This window comes from Halostagnicola larsenii XH-48 (assembly GCF_000517625.1).
In the GTDB taxonomy this organism is placed as follows: Archaea; Halobacteriota; Halobacteria; order Halobacteriales; family Natrialbaceae; genus Halostagnicola; species Halostagnicola larsenii.
The window spans coordinates 1,401,921-1,427,925 of record NZ_CP007055.1 but is presented as its reverse complement, the minus strand read 5'-3'; the positions used below and the strand labels follow the sequence as shown (position 1 = coordinate 1,427,925).

Sequence of the window (26,005 nt, the reverse complement as noted above, 5' to 3'; positions counted from 1 at the left end):
CAAGGATGACGTTCTCGAACGTGTGTGGGTACAATCGTGTTCCATTTAGCCTACTGTTTGGCTCCGTTTTCTTAATCTCTTCTATGCTCGTTCCAGAGACCGATCGATTTCGACCACCCGTGTACCGATCATGTTCGCTCGTTTCGGCGTCCGTATGCGAGTGAAATCCAAACGGTTTTGCGCCCCCAAACCTGAGGTGCGGAAAATGACTGTACGTGTAGGCGTTCTCGGTGCAACTGGCGCCGTCGGCCAGCGATTGATCCAGCTTCTCGACCCGCATCCGTCCTTCGAGATAACGACACTGACCGCGAGCGACTCGAGCGCCGGCCGATCCTATCGCGACGCCGCGAAGTGGCGCGTCGACTCGCCGATACCGACCGGCGTTGCTGACATGACGGTACAGGCAACCGAGCCGGATTCGGTTCCGGACGACGTCGACCTCCTGTTCTCGTCGCTCCCCTCGAGCGTCGGCGCCGAGGTCGAACCGGCCTTTTGCGAGGCTGGGTACGTGCTTTCCTCGAACTCCTCGAACGCGCGGATGGACGCAGACGTTCCGCTCGTTATTCCGGAGGTCAACGCGGATCACCTCGACTTGCTCGAGGTCCAGCGCGACGAGCGTGGCTGGGACGGTGCGATGGTCAAGAATCCCAACTGCTCGACGATCACCTTCGTCCCGACCCTTGCCGCGCTCACGCAGTTCGGCCTCGAATCGGTTCACGTCTCGACCCTGCAGGCCGTCTCGGGAGCGGGCTACGACGGCGTTACCTCGATGGAGATCATCGACAACGCGATTCCCCACATCGGCAGCGAGGAGGACAAACTCGAGACCGAATCGCGAAAACTGCTCGGCGACTTCGATGGCGCTGAACTCACGCAAAACAGCGTCGAGGTTGCAGCCTCGTGTAACCGCATTCCGACCATCGACGGTCACCTCGAGAACGTCTGGGTCGAAACGGAAGAAGATATCTCGGCCGACGACGCTGCGGCGGCCATGGAGTCGTATCCGTCGCTCGACCTCCGCTCCTCGCCGGACCCGCTCATTCACGTCTTCTCGGAACCGGATCGACCCCAGCCGCGGATGGACAGAACGCTCGGCGGCGGCATGGCGATCGCCACTGGCGGTATCCGCGAGTCGCCGTTCGGACTCCAGTACAACTGTCTCGCCCACAACACCATCCGCGGTGCCGCCGGCGCGAGCGTGCTCAACGGCGAACTGTTGCTCGAGAACGGCTACCTGTAAACCCACTCGAAGTGGCCCAAACCCGCCCGAAGTGGCCGATGGCGGAACAACGGTCGTCCGTCTCCGTTGATTACTCGCTACTCAGGTCGGCGTCGACGCGGAGTTCCGAATCGGTTACCGTTTCAACATTGTCCGCGGGAACTTTGATGTCGTCTTCGCCGGCTTCGCCGAAGCCGAGGCTCTGAATCCAGGCATTCGTGAGATTCGGTTCGGGATCGACGAACGCGACCTGCTCGATCGCGTCGACTTCGGTGACGATACCGATCTGTTCGCCGCGGATGTCCATGAGAAACTTTCCTTCGTCTTCCGTCGAGAGGACCGTCATATCCACTATACGTTTGCGCCTATGCAAGTAAATACATTGGGGAGCAGTCGCTGGAAGATTTTGGCTGGCGCTTTAGGTGCCGTCCCCGCTCACACTCATCGGGAAACGCGATTCACAATTACAGAGAAACGCGGTTCTCGAGTTCCGCGTCCCAGTCGGATCGCTCGATCCGCTCGACGTTCGTCGCGACGATATCCGCGAGTCGGTCGTAGTACTTCGGCGTATGGCCGGCGTTGTGGGGCGTGATCTGGACGTTTCCGAGCCCCCAGAGCGGATGCTCCTCGGGAAGCGGTTCGGGATCGGTCACGTCCAGCGACGCGCCGCGGATCAAACTCGAGCGAAGGGCATCGACCAGCGCGTCCGTGTCAATGACAGGACCGCGCGCGACGTTCACGACGACCGCATCAGGATCGAGCGTGACGAACTCCTCGTGGCCGATCAGGCCTCGAGTGGTGTCGGTGAGCGGGCAGGCCAGCACGAGGTAATCGGTTCGAGCGAGTGCCTCGTCGAAGGCGTCCGTTCCGAACCCGATCACGTCGTCGGTCGGGCCGCCCTTTTCAGGAGAGTACCTGACGCCAATCGTGTCGACGTCGAACGGCTCGAGACGCTGACAGACGGCCTCGCCGATCCCGCCGAGACCGACGACCGTCACCGTCGAACCGGCCAGTTCGTTGGCCTGGTAGTGGCGCCACTCGCGCCGACGCTGGCGGCGCTGTGCCTCGTGGAAGCGTCGCGTGAAGTGTAATATTGCGCCGAGCACGTGCTCGCCGATGTTCGGCCCGTGGACCCCCGAAGCGTTCGTCACGCTCACGCCTTGCTCGCGCAGTTTCTCGAGCGGTAGGTGGCCGGTTCCCGCGTACGCACACGCGAACACCTCGAGGTTTTCGGCCACCTCGAGCAGTTCCGCATCGAGTGACATTCCCGTCGCGAACGTCGCATCACGAATTTTCTCACGTTCTTCCGCCGGCGTTCGAGCGAGTTCGACGGTTCGGTCCGGAAGCCGCTCTCGCAACGTTTCTACGTACTGTTCGACCGGCATTCCGTGCGTTCCTCGTCGAAGGACGAGCACGTCGACATCATCGGCCATATACGTGCTGTCGGCCGGTGCCGTCAAAAACGTTAGTTACCTCCGACCGATCCGTCGGCAGATCAATCGTGAATGCCGCCGTCTCGAAGCGGTCGTTCGCCGCCATCTACATCAGTTGATCAACAACTCCTCGAGCGGGTTTTTCAGGACAGCGGACACGAATTTCAGGCAGTTTAATATGGTTCGCTGACTCCGAACGGAGTATGGAACACGTCGACGTCGCGATTATCGGCGGCGGTCCCGCGGGTGCGACCGCAGCCGAACGGGCCGCCTCCCACGGCGCGGAAACGGTCCTGTTCGAGCAGGGCGTCCCGCGAGAGGACCGCGCCGAAGTCGGCCCCGATTCGACCGACGCTGCGGGAATGCTCGATTACTGGATCGACATCATGGACTTCGAATTCGAGGAGATACCCGACGAGGTGGTCCTCCAGGAACTCGAGGGAACCGATTTCGTCGGCCCGACCTCGTCGGTCGAGTTAAACACCACCGGGATGGACGCCTCGTATCCGAAATTCGGATACACGTTCCACCGCGCGCGAATGGACGACTGGCTCCACGAACGCGCCGCCGACGCCGGCGCAGACCTGCGCGTCGGAACCGGCGTCAAATCGATCGAAACCGATCTCTCCGGGCCGTCCCATACGCTTACGCTCGCGAACGGCGACGAGCTCGAGGCCGAGTACGCGATTCTCGCTGACGGGCCACAGCGACGTATCACCCTCGACGCGCTCGATCAGTTCACCAAGCCGGGATCGAGCATCGCCGAACACCTCTCGCCGCCCGAGGCGAATCACATCGCCTATCAGGAGTATCGGGAGTTCCCCGACGAACTCTTCGAGAAAGACCGCCTAAAGTTCTGGTGGGGGTATATGCCCGGCGAAACCGCGTATCCGTGGGTGTTCCCCAACGACGGTACGGTCGCCCGTGTCGGTCTAACCATGCCCATCGGAATGACGCTCGAGGATGTCGATTCTCCGGAGTCGTACAAACTGTTGCGGGCGTCCGACGACGGCATTCCCTCCGGTTCGGAGTACATCCGGCGTCTGTTGGAACTCGAGTACGGCGACGAGTACGATATCGAGGAAGACTTCCCCATCGTCGAGGGCCGCGGCAAATCGAAGGGAACCGAAACGTACCCGATCTCCTCGACCCGCCCGGTCGAGTCACCCGTCGGGGCGAACATCGCCGTCGCCGGCGGCGCGATGGGAACGACCTCGGCGTTCCACGAGGGCGGCTACCACGTCGCCGTGCGCACCGGGAAAATCGCCGGTCGTCTCGCCGCGACGGACTCGCTCGAGAACTACAACGAGGTCTGGAAACGCGCGATCGGCGACGAGATCCGCCGAAACGTCGCGTTCGCCGACATCGTCGCCGAGTACGAACCCGACGACTGGGATTGGGCGTTCGAGACGATCCGCGACATGCAGGGATCTTCCGACGACGGATCGATCATCTCGAACCGGTACTCCGCTGGGATCGGCGCGGCCAAAATCCTCGCTGCGTACAAGAAACGAAAGTTCGCCTACCGGAACGGCAAGTACGTGCAGTTCAGCGAAGACGAGTACATCTACTAGTTCTCGAGGTCCGAAATCGGGCGGCGAGTCCGTCCTTCGGACGGGAGTCTTTAAACGCGTGGCGGTGCTATCTCGAGTGCGTGCCTCAAGTCCCCGTCCGAGCTTACCCATACGGGTGCGATGATCACACGGCGAACCCGGGCGCGCGACATCATGGTGGTACTGTTCCACCGGCCTGGCGGTCCAAACCGCCACACGGATGGTGAGGCCGTCTAACTCACCCGCCCGGCACGAGGGTTAGCCAGCCGACGCGGCACGCCGCCTCGGGATGAGGCTGGACGTTAGTGTTCCGGGCGTACACTTCAATCGTCTAGCGGTATCTCAGCTGTCGAAGACAGTTCCGTACAAGGGTCGTTGGCCCGTTCTAGCCAGCCAACACGCCGCCCGGTCAAGCGAATATCGACCTCGAGGGACGACTCCGTCAGATGGCTGGGACGACGTCATCGGACCGCTTGAGGCTGTTTCAAAAGCAGAAACGGTTCCGTTCTATTGATACTGTGTTCGATTCCATAGCTAGCCATGGGATACTACAGCCGCCTCAAAACCGGCTTCGTCCTGTCGATCGCCAGCGTTCGGGTCCTCTGGTTGCACCCGAAGCTCGCGTTGTACCCGCTCGGAAGTGCGATTACGGCCGCGGTGTTTATGGGCGCACTGCTCGGTCCGCTCTTTCTCGCCGCCGGTACGTCGTTCGGCGCCGTCGAACTCGCGGTCTTGTTCGTCGTGTATCTGGGAACGACGTACATCACCGCGCTGTTCAACGCCGGGCTCGTCTATTCCGTGCGCGAGGTCTTCCACGGCAACGACCCGCACGTCGGTGATGGGCTCCGGGCCGCAGCAGGAAACTCCGGGACGTTACTCATCTGGGCGTTCGTGAGTGCAGTCATCGGTATCGTGATCCAGTCGCTCGAGTCTCGCGGAGAGATCGCCTCCCAGCTCGTCGCGATGGTGTTTAGCTTCGGCTGGACGATCGCGACGTTCTTCGTCATCCCGGTTATCGTCTTTCAGGACGACGTCACCGCGAGGTCGATGTTCACCGACAGCGCGTCGACGTTCAAAGAGACCTGGGGAGAAACCGTCGGCACCACGCTCGGACTGGGGATCGTCCCCGCGCTTATCGTGCTCCCCGGCGGCGCACTCGCGATCGGACTCCTCGTGCTCTCTGAAAACCTGGCGATGGTCGTGATTGCGATCACCATCGCACTCGCTGCGATCGTCCTCTCGATGCTCGTCGGCGGTGTCATTACCGGTGTCGCAAAGACGGCCCTCTACGTGTACGCCACCGAAGACATCCAACCGGACGAGTTCGACAGGTTCGACTTCGATTCGATGTTCGAAACTGATGGTGGTGATTCAGCAAAGATATCCACCGGTCCGGGCGGTCTCAAAAACAGTAACCGTGGGATATGAGTTCGCCGAAGCGGATTTTCTGAGGGAGAAAAACCGGGTTCCTTTTCATATCAGTCCAAAAACGAGTGAGTACCAGTGAGTGAGGACTGCGATCTGACGGAATTGCTCGCTGTTCTCGACGACGAGTACGCACGAGCGATCCTCACCGAAACGAGCGTCGAACCCATGTCAGCCAGTACATTGAGCGACCGGTGTGACGCTTCATTGCCGACGATTTATCGTCGACTCGATCGGCTCACGGAGTGTCAACTCGTCACTGAAGAAACAGAACTTGCACAGGACGGAAACCACTACAGCGTCTACTCGGCGAACCTCGATAGCCTCGAGCTCTCGCTCGAGGAAGGGGAGTTCTCCCTCGACCTTTCCTATCGTGACCAGGACGTTGCCGATAAGTTCACGCAGATGTGGGAGGGGATGCGATGACTCAAGAGGTCGTTCGGATCGACGAGGCACCCCTGTTCGAAGTACTAACAGTAGCGAGTCTCTTCTTGGTCGCACTCGTTGGAACGCTTATTGCATATCAGGCCTACCGGGGCTACCGACGAAACGACAGCACGTCGATGCTGTATCTCTCTATCGGCCTGTTGTTGCTAACGGCGTTTCCGTTCCTGATCAATATCCTCATTACGACCCTCATCAGCCCATCGCAGGTAGTGACCGTGTTCTTCGAGAACACGAGTCGGCTGCTCGGGTTGCTGGCGATTATGTACTCGCTGTACGGTCATCACTGACGTCGTTCACTGGGTCCCGACGCACGGCTGTTGTCCCGTTTTTGGAGAATTACAATACGAAAGTTGTCGAAAGGTAGTGGAAAACGGGAGAGCCTGGAGGGCCGATTACTGCACACTGATGAACTCGTCCACCAACCATTGGGAGTCAACGGAGTATGAACGGGCTCGATTGGGGTCGACGAAATCGTCAGAGGTGATTGTCAGAGGCACCTCCCAATCGAGCCGATGGTCGAGGAACGCGGTCCGTTCGGAGGTCGGACATCGCGTCCTCACCAACTGATTACCTCGTTGACTACTAATACCACGACATGATTTTCTGACTGAGAAAACGCTCTCGATGTACGAACTATATGAAGACACCAACACAGATTACGGTTCGCCAACCCGTACGGAGTACTGCATCCTAGCGCCTCGGCCCGGCCTTGTATCGAAACCGGCGATTCAAACCACCTCGTCGGTGAAAGTTCCCCGGCCGACGGCGTTTCGGTACGATTTTGGGGGCTATCGTCGATAGTGGTGTATGGATCGTTCGGGATTCGTCAAACTCTCCGTCGTCGCCTTCGGACTCGTCATCTTCAGTTTTTTCGTCCGTGGATTTAGTCAACTACTCTTCGGTCGAGCGATCGCTGAAGTCCTGCAGGCCCCGATTGCCATCGTCGGCTTTTCGCTTCTTGTGTATCTCTTCGTCCGGGCAACGCTCGACGCGGCTGGCGTCTGGTCTGTGAAAAACGGCGACGCATAGCGGAAGGAAACCGTTTTTCGCCCCGCCTACGATAACACGGATATGAGCATTCAGGAACGGGACGTTTCCGAACTCGGTCCCGACGAGCGCGTCGCTTTTTTCGAGCGTGACGCCGGCATCGAGTCGGTTCGTTCGGACGTTCGGGACATCGTCGAGCGTGTCCGCGAAGAAGGTGACGTCGCCGTTCGCGAGTTCACCGAACGGTTCGACGACGTTTCGGTTGGAAACCTCGAGATTACGGATCACTGTGAACGCGCCTACGACGACCTCGACGAGGAACTGCTCGAGGCGATCGAAACTGCCGTCGCGAACGTCCGAGAGTTCCACGAGGCCCAACTCCCCGAAGACTGGCGAGAAACCTTCGCCGACGGGCGGGAACTTGGCAGACGATTTCGACCGATCGACCGCGTCGGCGTGTACGTTCCCGGCGGGAGCGCAGCCTACCCCTCGAGTGCGATCATGGGGGTCGTCCCGGCTATCGTCGCGGGTGTCGAACACGTTTCAGTCGTCACACCACCGGCCGACCAGATCAACCCAGTGACGCTCGCAGCAATTCACGCCGCGGGAGCAGACGCAGTCTTCAGCGTCGGCGGCGCACAGGGAATCGCCGCACTGGCCTACGGAACGGAGTCAGTTACTCGCGTCCAGAAAATCGTCGGGCCCGGGAACCGTTGGGTGACGGCGGCCAAAGCTGAAGTCCGCGGCGACGTTGCGATCGATTTCCTGGCTGGACCCAGCGAGGTCCTCGTGGTCGCTGACGACACTGCAGACCCCGAACTCGTCGCATCGGAACTGATCGCACAGGCAGAACACGACCCGAACGCGTCAGTCGTCGCGGTCACTGACGATGAGGCGACCGGTGAAGCAATCACCGATTCCCTCGAACAGCAGGCGAGCGAACGCGAACGCGAAGAAACGATCCGCTCGGCGCTCTCGAACGACGCGAGCGGCGTATTAGTCGCTCGCTCGATGAGCGAAGCGATTCTCTTCGCCGAGGAGTACGCTCCCGAACACCTCTCGATTATCGCTGACGACGACGAGGCGATTCTCGAGCGAATCGACAGTGCAGGGAGCGTCTTTCTGGGACCATATACACCAGTTGCGGCGGGCGATTATGCCAGCGGAACGAACCACGTCTTACCGACGAACGGGGGTGCACGAGTGACTGGCGGTCTTTCGGTCGAAACGTTCCTTCGATCGACGACCGTCCAGCGACTCTCCGAAACCGGCCTCGAGGATCTCGAGGACCCAATTACGACCCTCGCAACGGCAGAAGGGCTCGAGGCTCACGCCGAGAGCGTTCGATTGCGACTCGACCGCGACTGATACCAACGGGAGTGGTCCTCTCACCGCGAGAATAGCAGGTGCTGGTTTTACGTAGCTGACCGGTGGATTCGAACTCGAAATGCAACCGGATGTCGTCGATCCGACCGATCGGCGCGTACTCGAGCGAAACTACGACTACGCACAGAAGAATCTCTGGATACTCTCTATGTGGTACGAGTACGACGTCGAACGAATGGTCGAACTTCTCGCGGTCAACGGCGTCCCGCTATCTGCGAACGACGAAAGACGGTTCGGTGCCTATTACGACGCTATCCAGTCTACTCATAGCGGGAGTCTCTAATCACGGACCGAATCGTCGACCGCTCGAATGGCGTCAACGTTAACATCGTTGCGCGGGAATAGTAGTATATGAGCACCGAAAGCGTAGACGGTGGGGAAACCCGACCCCAGATCGAAGTAACCGAGGAAGCTGCGGAGCAGGCTCACTCGTTGCTGGAGGGAGAGGGATTAGACGACGGCGTCGCCGGTTTGCGGTTGTTCGTTCAGCAAGGTGGTTGTGCTGGGCTCTCATACGGAATGCGATTCGACGACGAACCCGACGACGACGATACGATCTACGAGCACCACGGCCTGCGAGTCTTCGTCGACCCGGCCAGTCTCAAATACATCGAAGGCAGCGTCCTCGACTTCGAAAGCGGCCTGCAGGCGGAAGGGTTCCACGTCGAGAACCCGAACGTCGTCAGCGAATGTGGCTGCGGCGAGTCGTTCCGAACGTAAGCTAACGCTTGGGCCGCCGAAAGCGCTCTCCTCCCCGGTCAATCGGTTTAGAAAGCCGATTTCGCGCTTGCCGAGTTGTCAACCACTACTCTTCGAGTTCGAACGCAACAGTCACTTCCGCCTGATACTCTCGATCTTCTACATTCGCGATTTCGACCCCGAGTTCATCGACTTCGATCCAGTAGACGTTCTGCAGCGTCGCCTCGGCGCGGTCGATAGCATTGTCAGCAGCAGCATCGAAGCTTTCTGTACTCGTCCCGATCAGCGTGATCTTCTTGAAGACCATTGCCCATACTACTAACGCACAATATCCCTTAAACGTACGCCGACTTGAGCGATCGTCGCCGATGAGTCAACGCTTTTGAGGGTTCCGATACCACGTTGTGATATGCCGACCACCGATAATTCGTACCCGAAGCCAGCAGTTTCGGAACTCACGCCACCAGATCGAACGCTCATGGGGCCGGGGCCAAGCGACACCAATCCTCGCGTGCTCCGAGCGATGAGTACGCCACTCGTTGGTCACCTGGATCCATCGTTCGTCGAAATCATGGACGAAGTACAGGAGTTGCTTCGATACACGTTTCAAACGGACAACGAATGGACGATCCCAGTTTCGGGAACCGGTTCCGCTGCGATGGAGGCTGCGATCGGGAACCTCGTCGAACCGGGAGATACCATGCTCGTTCCAACGAACGGCTACTTCGGCGGTCGGATGGCCTCGATGGCCCGCCGCGCCGGCGGCACCGTCGTCGAAGTCGATGCCACCTGGGGCGAACCGCTCGATCCAACTGCTGTCGACGATGCGCTCGCAGAATACGACCCGGACATCTTCGGGTTCGTCCACGCAGAGACGAGTACGGGCGTTCTTCAACCGAACGTCTCCGAACTCACGGCTGCAGCACACGAACACGATACGCTCGTCATCGCCGATACCGTCACTTCGATCGGTGGCGTCGAACTTCGTGTCGACGAGTGGGACATCGACGTTGCCTACGCCGGCCCGCAAAAGTGTCTTTCCTGTCCGCCCGGCGCAAGTCCCCTCACGCTTTCCGACCAAGGGATGGACAAGGTCCTCGCACGCGACGAAGAACCCCGCTCCTGGTACCTCGACCTGTCTTTGCTCGAGGGATACTGGGGAGAAAAGCGAGCGTACCACCACACGGCACCAATCACCAACGTCTACGCGCTTCGAGAGGCGCTCCGTCTCGTCGCCGAAGAAGGAATCGAAAACCGCTGGGAACGCCACGAACGCCTCGCTGGCGCGCTGAAAGCCGGCGTCGAAGGGATGGGACTCGAGATGAACGCTTCTGAGGATTACTGGCTTCCGAGTCTAAACGCAGTCCGAGTCCCGAACGGCATCGACGACGGTGCCGTCTGCGAGGCGCTGCTCGAACAGTACGATCTCGAGATCGCGGGCGGCCTCGGCGATCTCTCTGGAGAAATTTTCCGCATCGGTTGTATGGGACACTCTGCTCGTCCGGAAAACGTAATTTACGTTGTAACCGCACTCGGTGACGTGCTCGAATCGATGGGCGCTGATGTCGATCCTGGGAGCGGAGTCACTGCGACGCGCCGCGCGCTCGAAAAAACCGAATAACTTCCGTCGGACTACGCTGCCGCGCGTGGTCCTGGCGGGGCTCGTTCGACCTGATACTCGTCTCCGTCCACAACGATAATCGCCCACTCATAATCTGGACTCGTTCGCTTGAGTTTTGCCTCGAGTTCGTCGACATCACCCGGTTGTGCGACGAAACAGTGGAAGTCTCCAGACGCCGATGGAAGCGTGCCTGTCTCGAAGACGGTACTGACGTGGACGACTTTCCACTCTCGTTGGGCTCGAAATTCGGGGCCGTCGCCTTCGACGGTGTATCCGAGCTCTGCGAAGATCGACCTGGCCTGCTCGACGAGTTGCATGTTAACAGGTCCCATTCAGTAACTGGTACGATGGCATACATCATAAAGGTTGGTCTATCCGACAAACTCTCCGATAGTATTAAACGTTCGTATACAAAAATCAGCTAAAGCATTATGAATAACGGAATAACTCCACCACTAGTTGAAAACATATCCTAAGAGCATCTCAAGTAGGTTGTTTGTGTATTTCAGTGTCCCTGAGATACTGCTGAGCGTTGCATTGTGATTGGTTTGCTAGGAATGGTAGGTGAGTCAGATTCGAACACGAAAGAGTGACTGCCATTCTATTACGGTCGGCGACCACACTACACCCCACTCACAAACCCATAAGAAAGACGAAAACCCCCCACCCAGCGGGCGCTGGATGAGGGGTATAAGGTATGAAAAGGGGCGGCGAATCGGATTTCCCAGAGGGTCTCCCACTCCAGTACTGACCGAAACGCAGGCGGGCTTATCTTCCGTGTTCGGGATGGGTACGGGAGGAACCCCGCCGCTATGGCCGCCTTAATGCCGATTAACGGAATCGAACCGTCCACACACGCTCGCGTGAGCGTGTGACGCCAGTCTCGGTTGCGGTGCCGAACCGTGTGTACGTGTAGTCCAGTTCACGCCTGGACCCGTTTCCGGGTCCGTACATGATCCAAATGCGTATGAATGGTGGCTCGATCGGTTAGTGCTCGCGGGCTCAACACCTCGTTGCCTTGGTGCGTACACCCCGAGTCTATCGAACTCGTCTTCTACGAGTGATCTCAGATGGTATCTCTTTTTCAAGTGGGTTTCGAGCTTAGATGCGTTCAGCTCTTACCCCGTGGTGCGTGGCTGCCCAGCACGTGCTCTCTCGAACAACTGGTACACCAGTGGCACCCATTCGTAGTTCCTCTCGTACTATACGAACGTTCTCGTCAGATACCGTAACACCCCCAATAGATAGCAGCCGACCTGTCTCACGACGGTCTAAACCCAGCTCACGACCTCCTTTAATAGGCGAACAACCTCACCCTTGCCCGCTTCTGCACGGGCAGGATGGAGGGAACCGACATCGAGGTAGCAAGCCACCCGGTCGATATGTGCTCTTGCGGGTGACGACTCTGTTATCCCTAAGGTAGCTTTTCTGTCAGCAATTGCCCGCATTAAGCAGGCTAATTGGTTCGCTAGACCACGCTTTCGCGTCAGCGTCGATTGTTGTGCTCGACACTGTCAGGCTTCCTTATGCTCTTGCACTCTTACTCGGGTCTCCGACCCGAGTGAGGAAACCTTGGGGCGCGCTCGATATCTTTTCAAGCGCGTACCGCCCCAGTCAAACTGCCCGGCTACCGGTGTCCTCCGCCAGGAGTGAGAGTCGCAGTCACCATCGGGTAGTATTTCAATGATGCCTCGGTGGCCCGCTAGCGCGGGTACCTGTGTAACGGCTCCTACCTATGCTGCACAATGGCGACCACGTCTCAGCGACAGCCTGCAGTAAAGCTCTATAGGGTCTTCGCTTCCCCTTGGGGGTCTCCAGACTCCGCACTGGAATGTACAGTTCACCGGGCCCAACGTTGGGACAGTGGCGCTCTCGTTGATCCATTCATGCAAGCCGCTACTAAAGCGGCAAGGTACTACGCTACCTTAAGAGGGTCATAGTTACCCCCGCCGTTAACGGGTCCTTCGTCTCATTGTACTGAGTGTTCAGATACCCGCACTGGGCAGGATTCAGTGACCGTACGAGTCCTTGCGGATTTGCGGTCACCTATGTTGTTACTAGACAGTCGGAGCGCCCGAGTCACTGCGACCTGCCTCTCTCCGAGGCAGGCATCCCTTATTGCGAACGTACGGGACTAACTTGCCGAATTCCCTAACGTCGGTTGATCCCGACAGACCTTGGCTTTCGCCGCCACGAGTACCTGTGTCGGATCTCGGTACGGACAGTGTGATCGTCTTTTCACGGGCTCCAGATTGACCCAGCTTGCGGCATCCCACCATTCTTCCGCTTCGTGCCATTACGGCTTCCACGAAGTTCGATGGTTACACCGGGCGAATGCCCGGCCTGGGCGGCTCCAAAGCGTCGACTTTTAATTCACACTGGCATAGGAATATTAACCTATTTCCCTTTTGTCTCATTCGAACTGCGGTGAGACTTAGGACCGGCTAACCCTCAGCTGATCAGCATTGCTGAGGAACCCTTACTCGTTCGGCCGTCGGGGTTCTCACCCGACTAACGCTGCTACTATGACCAGAATTTTCGTTACTGCACGGTCCACACGAGATCTCTCCCATGCTTCCACCCGAACAGTATGCCAACCTACGGAATCACACCTGTAAGGTGTGTCGCTCGGTCTCGGTGGTGGACTTGAGCCCCGATCATTTCAGCGCGCCGAACCTCGGCCGGTAAGCTGTTACGCTTTTCTTAGAGGGTAGCTGCTTCTAAGCTCACCTCCCGGCTGTCTAGGGCTCGGCACCACTTTCGATCGCACTTAGTCCACACTTGGGGACCTTAACCCAGCTCTGGGTTGTCTCCCTTACGGTACACAGGCTTACCCCGCGCACCGGTCTCCTCACGTCAACAGCGTTCGTAGGTTCGGAGTTGGACAGGGAGGCGAACTCCTCTCGGAGGCCGGTCTCCCAATCCGTCGCTCTACCCCACGAACTACCTCGGTGAAGGTCATGCTTCGACATGTTTCGGTTGGAACCAGCTGTTTCCGAACTCGATGGGCCTTTCACCCCTACACATAAGTCACGAGAGGGTATTGTAGGACACCAACTCTAACGGGCCTCCACGTGCCTTTCGGCACGCTTCGCCCTGCTCATGCGTAGATCGTCCGGTTTCGGGTCGTGTCCGGTCGACTCCCCGCGCTTGAACACGGTGACCCTGGTGCAAAGCACTGCGGTCATATCGGTTTCCCTATGCCTTCCCTGATAAGCAGGTTAGACTCGTCGAACAGACACACTCTCTGGTTCGTTTTTCAAAACGTACGACAGAACACCGGCTTCCAACACAGCTTACTACAGGTTCGCACCTGATTCATTATGTGTCGGACCTTTCGTGCCCTGTCGTTCTATCGCCAACTGATTTCACGCCCTATTACACCTCCCTTCTTGGGGTGCTTTTCAGCGTTCGCTCACGCTACTTGTTCGCTATCGGTCTCAAGGAGTATTGAGTCTTTGCGGTCAATGCCCGCAACATTCACGAGGAATATCCAATCCCCGCTACTCTGGAGCTGACGCACATCATACTGATCTACAGTACGGGACTGTCACCCTGTTTCGTACTCCGTTCCAGGAGATTTCTTGTAGATGGTCTGATGCTGATTGTCAGTCCGAACACCACATTGCCCGTGAAGGCTTCGGTTTGGACTGTGTCGGGTTCACTCGCCGTTACTAACGACATCGCGAGTTGCTTTCTTTTCCTGTCGATACTAAGATGTTTCAATTCTCGACGTTCCCCATTGCGCGAAGCAATTGCGGTGGGGATTCCCATTCGGAAATCCTGCGTTCTTCCCCTCCGTGCGGGTCCCGCAGGCTTATCGCAGCTTGGCACGTCCTTCTTCAGCTCTTGAGCCGAGCGATCCACCAGCTGGCACAGTAGCCACGTTCTTTCGGATCAGTAGTGACCCGGGAACGGGTCCAGTGGACGCCTGGACTACACGTACACACGGTCTCATCTGCACGCCCGTAGACAGCGGGCCTGCATTAACCCTTCCCACCCACGCTTGCGCGGGGTGGTGCATCGGTTTGTGCTTCGGATTAGATCAAAGCGCCGTCTCCCACTTAAGGGGCACGATTCGCTTCGACCTAACCCGAGTCATGGACCCACAGGGATTCGAACCCTGGGCATCCTCCTTGCAAAGGAGGCACTCTACCACTGAGCTATGGGCCCACCCCGATCTCGTCAACGACGCGATCGGGGATCAAACGGAGTGTTAGCTTTGACAGTTCTAAGGTGCTCGCTCGGCCGAACGCTGGTCCGAACTGTGGACGCACGACTACTGCTGTGGGCCGGGGCGTCGCCCCGGTCCCGGTCTGTGGAGGTGATCCAGCCGCAGATTCCCCTACGGCTACCTTGTTACGACTTAAGCCCCCTTGCGAAGCCCAGATTCGACCGGCGAATGCCGGCCTCATCCGGACCTCACTCGGGTGCTTTGACGGGCGGTGTGTGCAAGGAGCAGGGACGTATTCACCGCGCCCTTCTGAGGCGCGATTACTACCGAATCCAGCTTCATGCGGGCGAGTTTCAGCCCGCAATCCGAACTACGATCGAGTTTCGGAGATTAGCGTCGCCTCTCGGCGTAGCATCCCACTGTCTCGACCATTGTAGCCCGCGTGTAGCCCAGCACATTCGGGGCATACTGACCTACCGTTGCCCGTTCCTTCCTCCAGTTTGGCACTGGCAGTCCTCTTAATGTACCCAACCACCTCAAGGGTGTTGCTGGCAATTAAGGGTGCGGGTCTCGCTCGTTGCCTGACTTAACAGGACGCCTCACGGTACGAGCTGACGGCGGCCATGCACCTCCTCTCAGTGGCTCCAGTAAGCTCATCACACTGACTTTCACTGCACACTGTCGATGCTGGTGAGATGTCCGGCGTTGAGTCCAATTAAACCGCAGGCTCCTCCGGTTGTAGTGCTCCCCCGCCAATTCCTTTAAGTTTCATCCTTGCAGACGTACTTCCCAGGCGGTCTGCTTCACGGCTTCCCTACGGCACAACACAGGCTCGTAGCCTGTGTCACACCTAGCAGACATCGTTTACAGCTCGGACTACCCGGGTATCTAATCCGGTTCGTGACCCGAGCTTTCGTCCCTCACCGTCGGATCCGTCTTTCCAGAGCGCTTTCGCCACCGGTGGTCCGTCTCGGATTACGGGATTTCACTCCTACCCCAGACGTACCCTCTGGATCTTCCGGTCCCAAGCCACACAGTTTCCACCGGACGCCTCTCCGTTGAGCGGAGAGATTTCCCGATGGACTTGCGTGGCCAGCTACGGACGCTTTAGGCCCAATAATAGCGGTCATCACTCGTGCTGCCGGTATTACCGCGGCGGCTGGCACCGGTCTTGCCCAGCACTTATTCGCCGACCATCCTACGGTCGGAAAAAGCGAGGACTATATGCCCTCGCACTTGGAGTCCCCTTATCGCACTCGCGTGCAGTGTAAAGGTTTCGCGCCTGCTGCGCCCCGTAGGGCCCGGTATCTTGTCTCAGATACCGTCTCCGGGCTCTTGCTCTCACAACCCGTACCGATTATTGGCACGGTGGGCCGTTACCCCACCGTCTACCTAATCGGCCGCAGCCACATCCTATCGCGCCTGAGCATTTCTGACTCGCGCCACTCCAGGCACCAAGTCGTATGCACTATTAGCCTCAGTTTCCCGAGAGTATCGTGCTCGATAGGGTAGTTTGGCCACGTGTTACTGAGCTATCTGCTACGAGTCTCAACTCGTACAACTAGCATGGCTAAATCGGACTCCAATAGCAATGACCTCCGGCAGGATCAACCGGAATGCTAAATCCCCTGTAAAACAGGGGGGTTTGGCGGTGAATGTTAAAACACACTCACACATTGCGTGGTCCACAGTTCGACGACCTCATCGCCGACCGATCGAGCGTCACCGAACTGTCAAAGCTAACATCAGATCCCATCTTAACGGCGGACCGCAGGGGTAGGATCCTCATTTCCTTCGGACTCAATCATACGCCCTCAAGGGTACAAAACCCCTTCGGACCATGACCGTCCAACCCGGCAAGCCGACCATATCAGCCCACCGGCCACGTGTTCGCTACGTTCACATCCGAACCGACCTATCCTAATAAGGCCGTCGGATTACACCCACGCCGAAAACCACATCCCGGCGCCGGTATCCACGTACCCAATCGAAGACCATCGCCCCATATAAGGCCATCGTCTTCACCCCGACCAAGACCATCCCGGTCGAGAACAGGTACGCACGTGAACGAACTACCCTCCGTGCTGGAACACAGCCAGAGGGGACGCGACATCCCGCGTCACGTCGATTGCATTCAATCCGAAGAGACATCCACATAAAAGACCGTCGAACCAAACCCACTCCGCAACCCGATACCATGCCACGGTTTTCCAATAGTCAGCTACGAGAGAATGAGGGTTACTCGTGAGCGGCGTCCCATTCGGTCGGCTTCCGAAAATTCCCGCACTGATTGCACTTGATCCGGCCCATCGAGTCCATCGCATTGTCGATACGCTCGCAGTTCGCACAGAACCAGCCGTACCGTCGGTCCCGATCTCGAGACTCGTATGCGACGAGAAACGGCGCTTTCGAGCCCGTATCGCCCTCGCGTTCGGAGACGAAGACCGTACCATCTTCGGTGGAGACCGTTTGCATGAACCAGCCTAGGCTCGCTCGAGATAAATGCGTGTCTTTCCGTCAATACGTTTTTGCCTCGCGTACGCGGGCGCGCGCCAATGGAGAACCGACGGAACCAAGCCGACAGTATCGTAATTTTCGATGAATGTCTATTCGGCTGGTACAGTACTCCGACGTCGAAAACGCCTGTGACTATCCCCAGCAGATCGGGCGACTTGTCCGGGCGATCCGCGAGCGCTCGGACGACAAAACGCTACTCCTTGGGACTGGCGACAACACGTCGCCCGGGGTTTTGCCGCTGGTGACCGACGGGAAACAGGCGCTCGAGTTCTACGACGCGATCGAACCGGACGTAGAAACCTTCGGCAATCACGATTTCGACTACGGGTACGAAGCGACCCTCGAGGTCGTTCGAAGCTCGCCACACCAGTGGGTGACTGCGAACGTACTGCGAAACGGCGATCCGTTCGGTGCCGAGGTTGGGGTCGAGCCGTGGGTGACTGTCGAACGAAACGGAACGACAGTCGGTGTCACCGGTGTCACGACCCAACGAACCGGCTCGCTGAATCCGATGGCGACGGGATTGTCGTTTCGCGACCCGATCGAAGCCGCGGACGAGGCCGTAGCAGAACTCCGCGCCGCGGGTGCCGACATCGTCGTGATCTGTTCGCACCTCGGTGGTGGTGACGACGCTCTCGCGCGTGCGGTCGACGCCGACGTTATCCTCGGGGGCCACGTTCCGAGTACGCGACTCGAGCGAATCGACGGCACGCTGGTGACTCGGCCCGGTGACGGTGGCGACGCAATCGTCGAGGTAACGGTCGCAAGCGAACCCACCTCGAGGATCGTTCGGACGGACGAGTACGATCCTGCACCGGATGTCGTCGACGCGTTTCGAGAACTCGAGGAGTCTACCGGACTGACCGATGTCGTGGCGACCGTTGACGAACCGATCGAGCGGATCGAATCGACGCTGTTCGGTGGCGAAAGTCGGGTCGGTAACTTCGTTGCCGACGCCTACCGGTGGGCGACCGGTGCCGATGTCGGCCTGCAAAACAGCGGCGGGATTCGTTCCGGGGACGCCCTCCAGGGCGAGGTAACCGCATCGGACTTGATCGGTCTGATTCCGTTCGACGAGCCGGTCGCGACAGCAACGCTTACAGGTGAGCAACTGGCAGCAGTGTTCAACGGAGCGGCTGGTATCGAACTGGGATTTGCTGAACCCGGCTGGTGGCACGCACACGTAAGCGGGATCACGCTCGAGTGGGACTCTGTCGACCACAACGTTTCGATCCGGCGGGTGAACAGCGAGCCGTTCGATCCCGAAGCAACTTACGAACTGGCAACGTCCGATTACCTGTTTCACACGGATGATGAGTTTCCCGCGCTTCGTCCCGCGAGTCGAACGGAAACGACAGACGGAACGCAGTACGACGTCTTACTCGAGTACGCGCGAGAGTGTGGAATCGATCCGGCGATCGAGGGGCGAATCCGACGGCGATACTGAAACGTTTACCAGCGCGGGGACTCTTGGAGTGGATGATGACGCTGGTCGTGGTTCCCGTTCGATATCCCTTGACAGCGCGGTCAAAGCGGACACTCGAGCGGGCAATTGCAGTCGCACGCGAGCGCGATGGTGCACTGACTGTCTTACACGTCAATCTGTACCAGAACGGAAAGAGCGTGAACCGAACGGAGTTGAAAACGGCGGTCGAACGGCATTTCGGCCAGCTGGAGAACGTTCGGTACATCGTCCGCACGGGATTTTTGGTCGAAGAGAGTATCCTCGAAGAAATCGCAGCGGAGGGTGCGGACGTAGCGGTGATCGGTACCAAACAGGTGAGTCGGTTACGGCGGATATTCAGGCGGTTTACAGACAACCCGAACATCGACGACTATCTCCGATCACACCTCGATTGTGAGGTAATCACGGTGGATGCATCTCGAGAGTGATCGGAGACTGCCGGTGAGGTGACGGCCGCTCGCCCGATTAGACGTCGCGAACGACGAGAACGGGGATCGACGCGTTGTCGACGACTCGTTCCGAGACGCTACCCAAAGAGACGATTTTTTCGCGGGGGCTCTTTCCGTGGGTCCCGATAACGATCAGATCGATGTCCCGTTCGCCTGCGTACTCGAGGATCGCCTTCGACGGCGTCCCGCGCACGAGCGAGCTGACGACGTCGAGGTCGCGTTCGTGGGCTGCGAGTTCGATTTCCTCGATAGCTGTTGTACCGTCTGATTCGAGCGATTCCTCGAGGTCCGCTTTCGCATCGTCGGTGGCCGCCGTCGTAATGCGACTGTCGACGACGTAGAGTCCGTGGACCGTCGCACCGTTGTTCGCAGCGATCGGAAGGGCGTGAGAGAGCGTTTCCGAAACGGTGTCGCTGCCGTCCGTGGGCACGAGGATATCGTCGTACATCTGAAGGTCTACCGTCGAAATCGGACTCCTGGCCCATAAAAGAACCCCAACGGTCCGTTACGATTCCGGCGAATCTGGCTTGGTCTCGGGTTGTACCTCGGTTTTCGGCGCGCGTTGCTGGACGTGGGCGTCCTCGATGGTCGCTCGTGCGACGCCGCTCGTTTCGTCGAAGACGTGGTGGGTGTGTGGGTACGCGAATTCGATGTCGTTTTTCGCGAACCGCCGTCGAATCTCGGCCTGTACGTCCGAACGGGCGATCGTCTGCTTGTAGGGGTGTTCGGTCCAGAATCGAACTTGCAACCGCACGCCGTGGTCGCCGTACTCGAGGATGTCACAGATCGGTGCAGCGCCGTAGCGTGCACTGCCGATTCGGATGTCCGGGCCGCCCGAGATGACGGTGTCGATGCTTCGTGCTGCTCGCTGTGCGTGGCGTCGGGCAGCATCGAGATCGCTTTCGTAGGTCACGTCGAACGCGACGGAGACGCGCGTTCGTTCGTCTTCTGCCGAGTAATTGATAACGTCGCGGCGGTGGATCTCGGAGTTCGGGATCACGAGAAACGTATTATCGAGCGTGAATATCTTGGTGTACCTGATGGTGATGTCTTCGACGAACCCTCTGTGGCCGGCGTCGGAGATTTCGATCATGTCGCCGATCTCGAAGGGGCGATCGGAGAGGATGAAAACGCCGTTGATGAAACTACTGATCAGGGGGGCGAGAACGACACCGATAATCGCGGAGATGACGGCGACCGAAAAGAAAATCTCGCCGCCGCCGAACCCGAATATCGTTGCGATGAGCGCCAACGTGAGCAAAAGGACGCTGATGCGAACGCCTCGGAGGATCGTGCGAGTGACGCTCGGTCGATCGATCTGTCGAGCGACAGTTCGGCCCGTGAGACGCACGGCCAGTTTCGAGAGATACCAACCGATAACGAAGATAACACACGCCAGAAAGATCTCGAACCCGGCATCGACGAGTCGTTCCGAATCCCAGCCCGAAAAGACGCCGAGGAAATCCTCGATCACCGCACGCTCGCCGAGCTGTAGCGATTCCTCGAGCATGGAGACACAGTCAAGTCGGCGGTGGTTAAGCGTTCTGACCCTGCTGCGGTTCACAACCGAATTTCGAAAACGAGTGTTACTCAATCCATAATAAATCATTTACCGCTCGAGAGCATACGGTTAGCTATGTCACAGGACGAGCTTCGCTCGACCGTCGAGCGCGTCGGGGATCGGTTTAACCTCGGCGAGTACGAAATTGATGCCTATTTAACGGTCCTCGAGCAGGGCCAACTTACCGCAAGCGAGATCGCAGACCGGACGGATATTCCCCAGCCGCGAGTCTACGATACGGTCCGGAGCCTCAGCGATCGCGGACTGGTCGAACTGCGGGAATCTCGTCCGATGAAAGTCGTCGCGATCGATCCCGAAGAGGCCTTCGAGAACGTCCAGAGCTCTCTCGAGCAGATGATCGACGAACTCGGCTCTCGGTACACGGCTCCCGCTCGAGACACGGAGGCCGTCTCGCTCGTCAAATCGCGATCGACGATTCTCCGATATCTCGAGGAGGTAATCGACGCCGCCGAGTACGAACTGGCGCTTTCGTTAACACCGGATCTGTTGACGCGGTTCGAGGAGGAACTGAAGGTGGCCGTCGCCGCCGGTGTGAGCGTCGACCTGATCGTTACTCCCGCCTCGGAAGCACCTGAGCCCGACGAGTTCGACTATCTCGAGGTCGCGACGACCGCGCGTGCGCGACGAGGAATCACGACGCCGGTCGTCGCCGTCGCCGACGGGAACTATTCGATCTATGCGACCCAGGACGCCCTTCGGGACGATCAGGATCGATACGGCGTCATCTTCAATCGGTCTGCGCTCGGGTTCTTGGTCTCGGGGTTCTTCGGTACCGTCCTCTGGACGACCGCCGAGCAGACCCTCGGCGAGAACGGCAGGGGACGCCCCTACCCCCGTCGATACGCCTCGATCCGTCGCTGCGTGAAAGACGTGATCGACGAGGGCGGCGAGTTCTACGCGACAATCGAAGGCCGGGACGTCGCAGTCGGCGGCTCGCGCGTCGTGCAGGGATTCGTCACCGATGTCTCCTTCGAGGTCTCCGAGGAGGTCGCGTCGTTGACTCTCGAGACCGAGGACGAAGAGCTCACGATCGGTGGTCGCGTGGCCGCGCTCGAGGATATCGAGGCCCACGAGATTCGAATCGGGCGACACAAACCGCCGTCGCTGGAAGACTAGCTGGTTTCGGCGCGAACCGGTGCTCGTCCGTTCGCAATGATCGTTTTACCCAGCGAATTTGATTTCGGAGTTGCTTACACTGGCCGCCATAGCCTATTTAGAGCGATTTCGAGCGCCGAGGGTGAGAATTGACCAGTGCCAGTAATCGCACCCTCGGTCGCGTCCGAGTCCCGTTGTAAGCACCTGTTAGACGCGTGGTAAACCTGGACAGTCCGTTTTTATTACATCGTTGCCTGCGAAGGATTATACGGGAGAACGGTCTCTAGTTGGAAGAGATGGGCCCGAAGGTGATCCGGGAACGCACCCGGCGTGGAGTATCCCGCCGGGGATTCCTCACAGCGGCGTCAGTTTCCGCGGCCGCGACTAGCGTTGCCGTCGCCGGCTGTCTGGGGCAGGCGCGCGAACCGGGGACGATCGTTATGTCCGGAGACACGGACTTCGAGAGCATCATGCACACCGAAGGGGAGACCCCATCCGTCCAACAGGCGCTCTGGGATGCAGGCCTCGACGAGGACATCACCGTCGAGGTCCAAGCGGGCGTCGACGATTCCGCCCAGCGGATGCAGTCGTACCAGTCTGCGCTCCAGGCGGGACGATCACCGCCGGACATCTTTATGATGGATAGCGGCTGGACGATCCCGTTTATCTTACGAGAGCAGACGACGCCTCTCGAGGAGGTGCTCTCGGCTGAGGTCCTCACGCGAATCGAAGACGAGTATCTCGAGGCGACGCTCGAGACGGCGCGTGATCCGAGAAATGGGACGCTCCACGCGCTCCCGTTGTTCCCGGATTTCGGATTGATGCTGTATCGGCGGGACCTCATCGACGATGTAGGATACGAGACGGACGGGTGGGCGACGGAGCCGCCAACGTGGCAGGAGTTCTCCGAAGCGACCGCCGACGCCCGCGAGGAAAGCGGCGTGGATTTCGGATTTACGACGCAGGCTGCGGCCTACGAAGGGCTCGCCTGTTGTACGTTCACGGAGGAGATGTCGACCTGGGGAGGCGGCTACTTCGGTGGCACCGAAAACCTGTTTACCGCGGGAGATCGGCCGATTACCGTCGAATCGGAACCCGTACTCGACGCGATTCGGATGATGCGGACGTTCATCAACGGTTCCGACGACGAGTACGCCCTCGAGGGCTATCGACAGATCTGTCCGTCGGCTATCGTCCAGTGGACCGAAGAGCAGTCTCTGAGTCCGTTCGCGAACGGGGACGCAGTCGCGCATCGAAACTGGCCGTTCGCGGTCGCCCAGACAGGTGCCGAAGACGCCTTCGGTGAAGATTTGGGCGTGATGTCGATGCCGTACGCGGTCAGCGAGGAGGAAGCGGAGTTCGAGGGCGTCGGCGGAACGGCCGCCGGCCTCGGCGGCTGGCACCTGACGCTCAATCCAAACACCGAACGGATCGAGCAGGCCGCGGCAGTCATGGAGGCGTTCACGGCCGAGGACGTCATGCTCACTATCTTCCAGCAACTGGGCTATCTGCCGCCGATTCTCGAGTTGATCGAGGACGCGAGTGCCGACGAGATCGGTCCCATCGCCCGGTACACAGAACAGATACGGATCGCCGGAGAAAACGCCGTTCCGCGACCCGTTACCGATCTCTGGCCCGAACAATCCGCGTTGATCTTTCAAGAAGTCAATGCCGCCTATCGTGGCGTGAAATCCCCGGAGGGCGCCATGTCCGACCTCGCAGAGCGCCTCGAGGCGAGCGAAGCGAGCGTGGAGGAACAGCATGGCGACTGATACTGACACCGAAGGAGAGGTATTGATCGGCGAGGACGGCGAGTCCGAGTACGATCGTACCGGCAACCCGATCACCAACTGGATGGAAGGATTGAGCGAGGCGGCCTACGCCTACCTGCTCTTGCTTCCGGCGTTCGCGTTGCTTGCGCTCATCGCGTTCTATCCGCTCATACGGACGTTCGTGATGTCGCTCCGGGCGGACCAGACCAGGGGCGCGGAGCCGTTGGGCGGATTCGTCGGAATCGACAACTACGTCGACATTGTCACGGGAAACGCGCGGCTTGCGCGGCAATTTCTCGACGTTTCGATCTCGTCTTCGTTCCCGTTCCTCGAGTTCGGCGTCCCGTTCTTACAGCAGGCGCTTTTCGTCACGCTCGCGTTTGCGGTCGTCAGCGTCGTCCTCGAGACGCTAATCGGGTTCGGGCAGGCGTACGTCCTCGACCAGGACTTTCGCGGTCGGCGGTGGGTTCGCGTCGCGATCATCTTGCCGTGGGCCGTTCCGATCGTGATCCAGGGGATGATCTTCTTCTTGCTCTTTCAGCCGACGGTCGGCTTCGGAAGCGATCTCATGCAGTCGATCGGGCTATTCGGAGCCAATCCGCTGGCGAATAGCCGCGACTCGTTTCTGATCATCCTCATCGCTGATATCTGGAAATCGTCCGCATTCATGGCGCTGCTCATCCTCGCCGGACTCCAGAGCATCGATCGGAGTCTCTACGACGTCGCGGAAGTCGCCGGGGCGTCGCCGTGGCAGCGGTTCAAGCTGATCACGCTCCCGCTGGTGTTGCCCGCGTTGCTGGTCGCGATGTTGTTCCGGACGATGGACGCCATGCGCGTGTACGGGCTCATCGAGTCGACCGCGGGCTGTACGGCCGTCCCGTCGCTCACCTGCCTCGTCGTCGAAGCGATGTTCGGCGGGACCCGAATCTACGCGACCGCCGCCGCCGTCGCGTTCACGACGGCGCTCGTGATCGGGCTCATCATCGCGATGTACGTCTTCTTCTTCCGAGATACCGAGAGTGGTGTTTACTGATGACCGATGATTCGACCACCTCCGACGACGAATACGAATCGACTCCCGAAGGACTCGACGCTGGGGCCAGCACCGACGCCGATCCGGAAGATCGTACGGGCGTCGAAAACGGTCATCCGGCGACTCGAGCGGCCGACGGTGGACCGGGTAACGTCAAGGTGGCCGACGGCGGGACGGCTAACCGCGAGACGGAAGACAGCAAAACGACCGTCGGCGGGTCCGAGGACGAACCCTTACGCCGAGGGCCCTTTCAGCGGTGGGTCGCCGATTCGATTTCGAACCCCGGACGCGTGTACAGGTCGATGTTCTACGTCGCGACGATATTCTTTCTGTTGACGACGCTGTTTCCGTTCTACTGGCTCCTGATGGTAGCGTTGACGCCGGAGGGGCGTCAACAGGATATTTTCCTCACGCCGAACGGGTTCAATCCCGGCGCGTTCGTGGAGGTTTTTCAGGTTATTCCGTTCCACCGATACATGTTCAATAGCTTCGTCATCGCGACGGCGTCGACCATCGTCGTGCTCGTCATCGCGAGTCTCGCGGGCTACGCCTTCGGACGGCTCGAGTTCCCCGGGAAGCTACCCCTGTTGTTGCTCGTGTTGGTCATTTCGTTTTTCCCGCCAGCGGCGTTTTTCATCCCGTTGAACGATTTGTTCAACACGCCCGTCGGGATACTTGAGCCGATTACGGGCAACGGAACGCTGTACAACACGCCCGGCGCGATGGTGCTGCCGCTGTCGGCGATCTTTATGCCGCTGGCCATTTTCATCCTGACGACGTTTTACTCACAGATACCCGACGGTCTCGAGGACGCCGCACGGGTCGAAGGAACCACCCGACTGGGCGCGTTGTTCCGGGTCATCATCCCGTTGTCGGCACCCGGCGTCGCGACCGCCGGCGTGTTGACCTTCATCGCCGTCTACAACGAGTTCTTCTTCTCGTTTCTGATGACCGACGGCCAGCCCCAGAACTGGGCCCCGATCCTCGAGGGAATCCTCGGGTATCAGGGCCAGTACGAAGTGATGTATCACCTCATGGCCGCGTCCAGTATCATCGGGGTCATTCCCGTCGCGATCCTGGTGATCGTGGCCCAAGAACGGATCGTCAGCGGACTCACCGCGGGCGCGCTCAAAGAATAAGAGACTACC

General features: G+C 59.1%; 23 protein-coding genes, 1 tRNA gene and 3 rRNA genes. 16 read left to right on the top strand and 11 right to left on the bottom strand.

The window, feature by feature from the left end:
* Positions 1-205: 205 nt before the first annotated feature.
* Positions 206-1,240, top strand: coding sequence for an aspartate-semialdehyde dehydrogenase (gene asd, locus HALLA_RS07300; protein ID WP_049952735.1), 1,035 nt, complete (start codon positions 206-208; stop codon positions 1,238-1,240).
* Between the two features lie 70 nt (positions 1,241-1,310).
* Here the strand turns inward: asd and HALLA_RS07295 are convergent, their stop codons facing one another.
* Positions 1,311-1,565: a hypothetical protein gene (locus HALLA_RS07295; protein WP_049952734.1), complete on the bottom strand. Its 255-nt coding sequence runs from the start codon at positions 1,563-1,565 to the stop codon at positions 1,311-1,313.
* A 118-nt stretch (positions 1,566-1,683) separates the two neighbouring features.
* On the bottom strand, positions 1,684-2,652 hold the full coding sequence (locus HALLA_RS07290; RefSeq protein ID WP_174887893.1) for a D-2-hydroxyacid dehydrogenase: 969 nt from the start codon (positions 2,650-2,652) through the stop codon (positions 1,684-1,686).
* 203 nt (positions 2,653-2,855) lie between these two features.
* Here HALLA_RS07290 and HALLA_RS07285 point away from each other — a divergent pair, with 203 nt between their 5' ends.
* The 8 genes from HALLA_RS07285 to HALLA_RS07250 all read left to right on the top strand — a co-directional run bounded on the left by HALLA_RS07285 (position 2,856) and on the right by HALLA_RS07250 (position 9,170).
* Entirely contained in the window at positions 2,856-4,226 is a 1,371-nt protein-coding gene (locus HALLA_RS07285; RefSeq protein ID WP_049952732.1) for an NAD(P)/FAD-dependent oxidoreductase, read from the top strand.
* 519 nt (positions 4,227-4,745) lie between these two features.
* Positions 4,746-5,633 carry a DUF6159 family protein gene (locus HALLA_RS07280; RefSeq protein ID WP_049952731.1) on the top strand — a complete coding sequence of 296 codons (888 nt, stop codon included), beginning with the start codon at positions 4,746-4,748 and terminating at the stop codon, positions 5,631-5,633.
* Positions 5,634-5,708: 75 nt separating this feature from the next.
* Positions 5,709-6,056, top strand: a complete 348-nt coding sequence (locus HALLA_RS07275) for a winged helix-turn-helix domain-containing protein (protein ID WP_049952730.1) — start codon at positions 5,709-5,711, stop codon at positions 6,054-6,056.
* Entirely contained in the window at positions 6,053-6,364 is a 312-nt protein-coding gene (locus tag HALLA_RS07270) for a DUF7521 family protein (protein WP_049952729.1), read from the top strand. The genes HALLA_RS07275 and HALLA_RS07270 overlap by 4 nt, the downstream gene beginning before the upstream one ends.
* Positions 6,365-6,884: 520 nt before the next feature.
* Positions 6,885-7,106 (top strand): hypothetical protein, encoded by a 222-nt coding sequence (locus HALLA_RS07265; RefSeq protein WP_049952728.1) that lies wholly within the window; start codon positions 6,885-6,887, stop codon positions 7,104-7,106.
* A 42-nt stretch (positions 7,107-7,148) separates the two neighbouring features.
* A complete protein-coding gene (gene hisD / locus HALLA_RS07260; protein ID WP_049952727.1) occupies positions 7,149-8,432 on the top strand; it encodes a histidinol dehydrogenase in 1,284 nt (427 codons plus the stop codon).
* Between the two features lie 79 nt (positions 8,433-8,511).
* Positions 8,512-8,733 carry a hypothetical protein gene (locus HALLA_RS07255; RefSeq protein WP_049952726.1) on the top strand — a complete coding sequence of 74 codons (222 nt, stop codon included), beginning with the start codon at positions 8,512-8,514 and terminating at the stop codon, positions 8,731-8,733.
* Between the two features lie 68 nt (positions 8,734-8,801).
* Positions 8,802-9,170 carry a HesB/IscA family protein gene (locus HALLA_RS07250; protein ID WP_049952725.1) on the top strand — a complete coding sequence of 123 codons (369 nt, stop codon included), beginning with the start codon at positions 8,802-8,804 and terminating at the stop codon, positions 9,168-9,170.
* 85 nt (positions 9,171-9,255) lie between these two features.
* On the opposite strand, the gene HALLA_RS07245 is transcribed toward HALLA_RS07250, so the two are convergent.
* The gene (locus HALLA_RS07245) at positions 9,256-9,456 is read right to left on the bottom strand and encodes a dodecin (RefSeq protein ID WP_049952724.1); all 201 of its coding nucleotides are present in this window, start codon (positions 9,454-9,456) and stop codon (positions 9,256-9,258) included.
* Between the two features lie 102 nt (positions 9,457-9,558).
* Here HALLA_RS07245 and HALLA_RS07240 point away from each other — a divergent pair, with 102 nt between their 5' ends.
* A complete protein-coding gene (locus HALLA_RS07240; protein WP_049952723.1) occupies positions 9,559-10,770 on the top strand; it encodes a pyridoxal-phosphate-dependent aminotransferase family protein in 1,212 nt (403 codons plus the stop codon).
* A gap of 11 nt (positions 10,771-10,781) precedes the next feature.
* On the opposite strand, the gene HALLA_RS07235 is transcribed toward HALLA_RS07240, so the two are convergent.
* The 6 genes from HALLA_RS07235 to HALLA_RS07210 all read right to left on the bottom strand — a co-directional run bounded on the left by HALLA_RS07235 (position 10,782) and on the right by HALLA_RS07210 (position 17,419).
* The gene (locus HALLA_RS07235) at positions 10,782-11,087 is read right to left on the bottom strand and encodes a DUF7116 family protein (protein WP_049952722.1); all 306 of its coding nucleotides are present in this window, start codon (positions 11,085-11,087) and stop codon (positions 10,782-10,784) included.
* Between the two features lie 385 nt (positions 11,088-11,472).
* A 5S ribosomal RNA gene (rrf, locus tag HALLA_RS07230) occupies positions 11,473-11,594 on the bottom strand.
* A gap of 145 nt (positions 11,595-11,739) precedes the next feature.
* Positions 11,740-14,661 (bottom strand): 23S ribosomal RNA (locus HALLA_RS07225).
* A 210-nt stretch (positions 14,662-14,871) separates the two neighbouring features.
* Positions 14,872-14,943 (bottom strand) — tRNA-Ala (locus tag HALLA_RS07220).
* A gap of 146 nt (positions 14,944-15,089) precedes the next feature.
* A 16S ribosomal RNA gene (locus HALLA_RS07215) occupies positions 15,090-16,562 on the bottom strand.
* The 16S, 23S and 5S rRNA genes sit together here with 1 tRNA gene alongside, the layout of an rRNA operon.
* A gap of 620 nt (positions 16,563-17,182) precedes the next feature.
* The gene (locus HALLA_RS07210; protein ID WP_049952721.1) at positions 17,183-17,419 is read right to left on the bottom strand and encodes a DUF5816 domain-containing protein; all 237 of its coding nucleotides are present in this window, start codon (positions 17,417-17,419) and stop codon (positions 17,183-17,185) included.
* A 127-nt stretch (positions 17,420-17,546) separates the two neighbouring features.
* Between HALLA_RS07210 and HALLA_RS07205 the strand changes: the two genes are divergently transcribed.
* Positions 17,547-18,908, top strand: coding sequence for a bifunctional metallophosphatase/5'-nucleotidase (locus HALLA_RS07205; protein ID WP_049952720.1), 1,362 nt, complete (start codon positions 17,547-17,549; stop codon positions 18,906-18,908).
* Positions 18,909-18,943: 35 nt separating this feature from the next.
* Positions 18,944-19,354, top strand: coding sequence for a universal stress protein (locus tag HALLA_RS07200; protein ID WP_049954027.1), 411 nt, complete (start codon positions 18,944-18,946; stop codon positions 19,352-19,354).
* Between the two features lie 37 nt (positions 19,355-19,391).
* On the opposite strand, the gene HALLA_RS07195 is transcribed toward HALLA_RS07200, so the two are convergent.
* On the bottom strand, positions 19,392-19,823 hold the full coding sequence (locus HALLA_RS07195) for a universal stress protein (RefSeq protein WP_049952719.1): 432 nt from the start codon (positions 19,821-19,823) through the stop codon (positions 19,392-19,394).
* Between the two features lie 57 nt (positions 19,824-19,880).
* Positions 19,881-20,885 (bottom strand): mechanosensitive ion channel family protein, encoded by a 1,005-nt coding sequence (locus tag HALLA_RS07190; RefSeq protein ID WP_084568948.1) that lies wholly within the window; start codon positions 20,883-20,885, stop codon positions 19,881-19,883.
* A 126-nt stretch (positions 20,886-21,011) separates the two neighbouring features.
* Between HALLA_RS07190 and trmB the strand changes: the two genes are divergently transcribed.
* From trmB to HALLA_RS07170, 4 genes are all read left to right on the top strand, one after another.
* Positions 21,012-22,073 carry an HTH-type sugar sensing transcriptional regulator TrmB gene (trmB, locus tag HALLA_RS07185; protein WP_049952717.1) on the top strand — a complete coding sequence of 354 codons (1,062 nt, stop codon included), beginning with the start codon at positions 21,012-21,014 and terminating at the stop codon, positions 22,071-22,073.
* A 275-nt stretch (positions 22,074-22,348) separates the two neighbouring features.
* On the top strand, positions 22,349-23,824 hold the full coding sequence (locus tag HALLA_RS07180; protein WP_049952716.1) for an extracellular solute-binding protein: 1,476 nt from the start codon (positions 22,349-22,351) through the stop codon (positions 23,822-23,824).
* Positions 23,814-24,857 carry a carbohydrate ABC transporter permease gene (locus HALLA_RS07175; protein ID WP_049952715.1) on the top strand — a complete coding sequence of 348 codons (1,044 nt, stop codon included), beginning with the start codon at positions 23,814-23,816 and terminating at the stop codon, positions 24,855-24,857. The genes HALLA_RS07180 and HALLA_RS07175 overlap by 11 nt, the downstream gene beginning before the upstream one ends.
* Entirely contained in the window at positions 24,857-25,996 is a 1,140-nt protein-coding gene (locus HALLA_RS07170; protein ID WP_049952714.1) for a carbohydrate ABC transporter permease, read from the top strand. Before HALLA_RS07175 ends, HALLA_RS07170 begins: the two co-directional genes overlap by 1 nt.
* The last annotated feature ends 9 nt before the right edge of the window (positions 25,997-26,005 follow it).

Coding starts and splice junctions, on each gene's coding strand:
- HALLA_RS07240 (WP_049952723.1), top strand. CDS start 9,559: ATGCCGACCACCGATAATTCGTACCCGAAGCCAGCAGTTTCGGAACTC.
- HALLA_RS07170 (WP_049952714.1), top strand. CDS start 24,857: ATGACCGATGATTCGACCACCTCCGACGACGAATACGAATCGACTCCC.
- hisD (WP_049952727.1), top strand. CDS start 7,149: ATGAGCATTCAGGAACGGGACGTTTCCGAACTCGGTCCCGACGAGCGC.
- HALLA_RS07255 (WP_049952726.1), top strand. CDS start 8,512: ATGCAACCGGATGTCGTCGATCCGACCGATCGGCGCGTACTCGAGCGA.
- HALLA_RS07290 (WP_174887893.1), bottom strand. CDS start 2,652: ATGGCCGATGATGTCGACGTGCTCGTCCTTCGACGAGGAACGCACGGA.
- HALLA_RS07280 (WP_049952731.1), top strand. CDS start 4,746: ATGGGATACTACAGCCGCCTCAAAACCGGCTTCGTCCTGTCGATCGCC.
- HALLA_RS07235 (WP_049952722.1), bottom strand. CDS start 11,087: ATGCAACTCGTCGAGCAGGCCAGGTCGATCTTCGCAGAGCTCGGATAC.
- trmB (WP_049952717.1), top strand. CDS start 21,012: ATGTCACAGGACGAGCTTCGCTCGACCGTCGAGCGCGTCGGGGATCGG.
- HALLA_RS07175 (WP_049952715.1), top strand. CDS start 23,814: ATGGCGACTGATACTGACACCGAAGGAGAGGTATTGATCGGCGAGGAC.
- HALLA_RS07200 (WP_049954027.1), top strand. CDS start 18,944: ATGACGCTGGTCGTGGTTCCCGTTCGATATCCCTTGACAGCGCGGTCA.
- asd (WP_049952735.1), top strand. CDS start 206: ATGACTGTACGTGTAGGCGTTCTCGGTGCAACTGGCGCCGTCGGCCAG.
- HALLA_RS07270 (WP_049952729.1), top strand. CDS start 6,053: ATGACTCAAGAGGTCGTTCGGATCGACGAGGCACCCCTGTTCGAAGTA.
- HALLA_RS07195 (WP_049952719.1), bottom strand. CDS start 19,823: ATGTACGACGATATCCTCGTGCCCACGGACGGCAGCGACACCGTTTCG.
- HALLA_RS07205 (WP_049952720.1), top strand. CDS start 17,547: ATGTCTATTCGGCTGGTACAGTACTCCGACGTCGAAAACGCCTGTGAC.
- HALLA_RS07245 (WP_049952724.1), bottom strand. CDS start 9,456: ATGGTCTTCAAGAAGATCACGCTGATCGGGACGAGTACAGAAAGCTTC.
- HALLA_RS07190 (WP_084568948.1), bottom strand. CDS start 20,885: ATGCTCGAGGAATCGCTACAGCTCGGCGAGCGTGCGGTGATCGAGGAT.
- HALLA_RS07180 (WP_049952716.1), top strand. CDS start 22,349: ATGGGCCCGAAGGTGATCCGGGAACGCACCCGGCGTGGAGTATCCCGC.
- HALLA_RS07250 (WP_049952725.1), top strand. CDS start 8,802: ATGAGCACCGAAAGCGTAGACGGTGGGGAAACCCGACCCCAGATCGAA.
- HALLA_RS07295 (WP_049952734.1), bottom strand. CDS start 1,565: ATGACGGTCCTCTCGACGGAAGACGAAGGAAAGTTTCTCATGGACATC.
- HALLA_RS07210 (WP_049952721.1), bottom strand. CDS start 17,419: ATGCAAACGGTCTCCACCGAAGATGGTACGGTCTTCGTCTCCGAACGC.
- HALLA_RS07265 (WP_049952728.1), top strand. CDS start 6,885: ATGGATCGTTCGGGATTCGTCAAACTCTCCGTCGTCGCCTTCGGACTC.
- HALLA_RS07285 (WP_049952732.1), top strand. CDS start 2,856: ATGGAACACGTCGACGTCGCGATTATCGGCGGCGGTCCCGCGGGTGCG.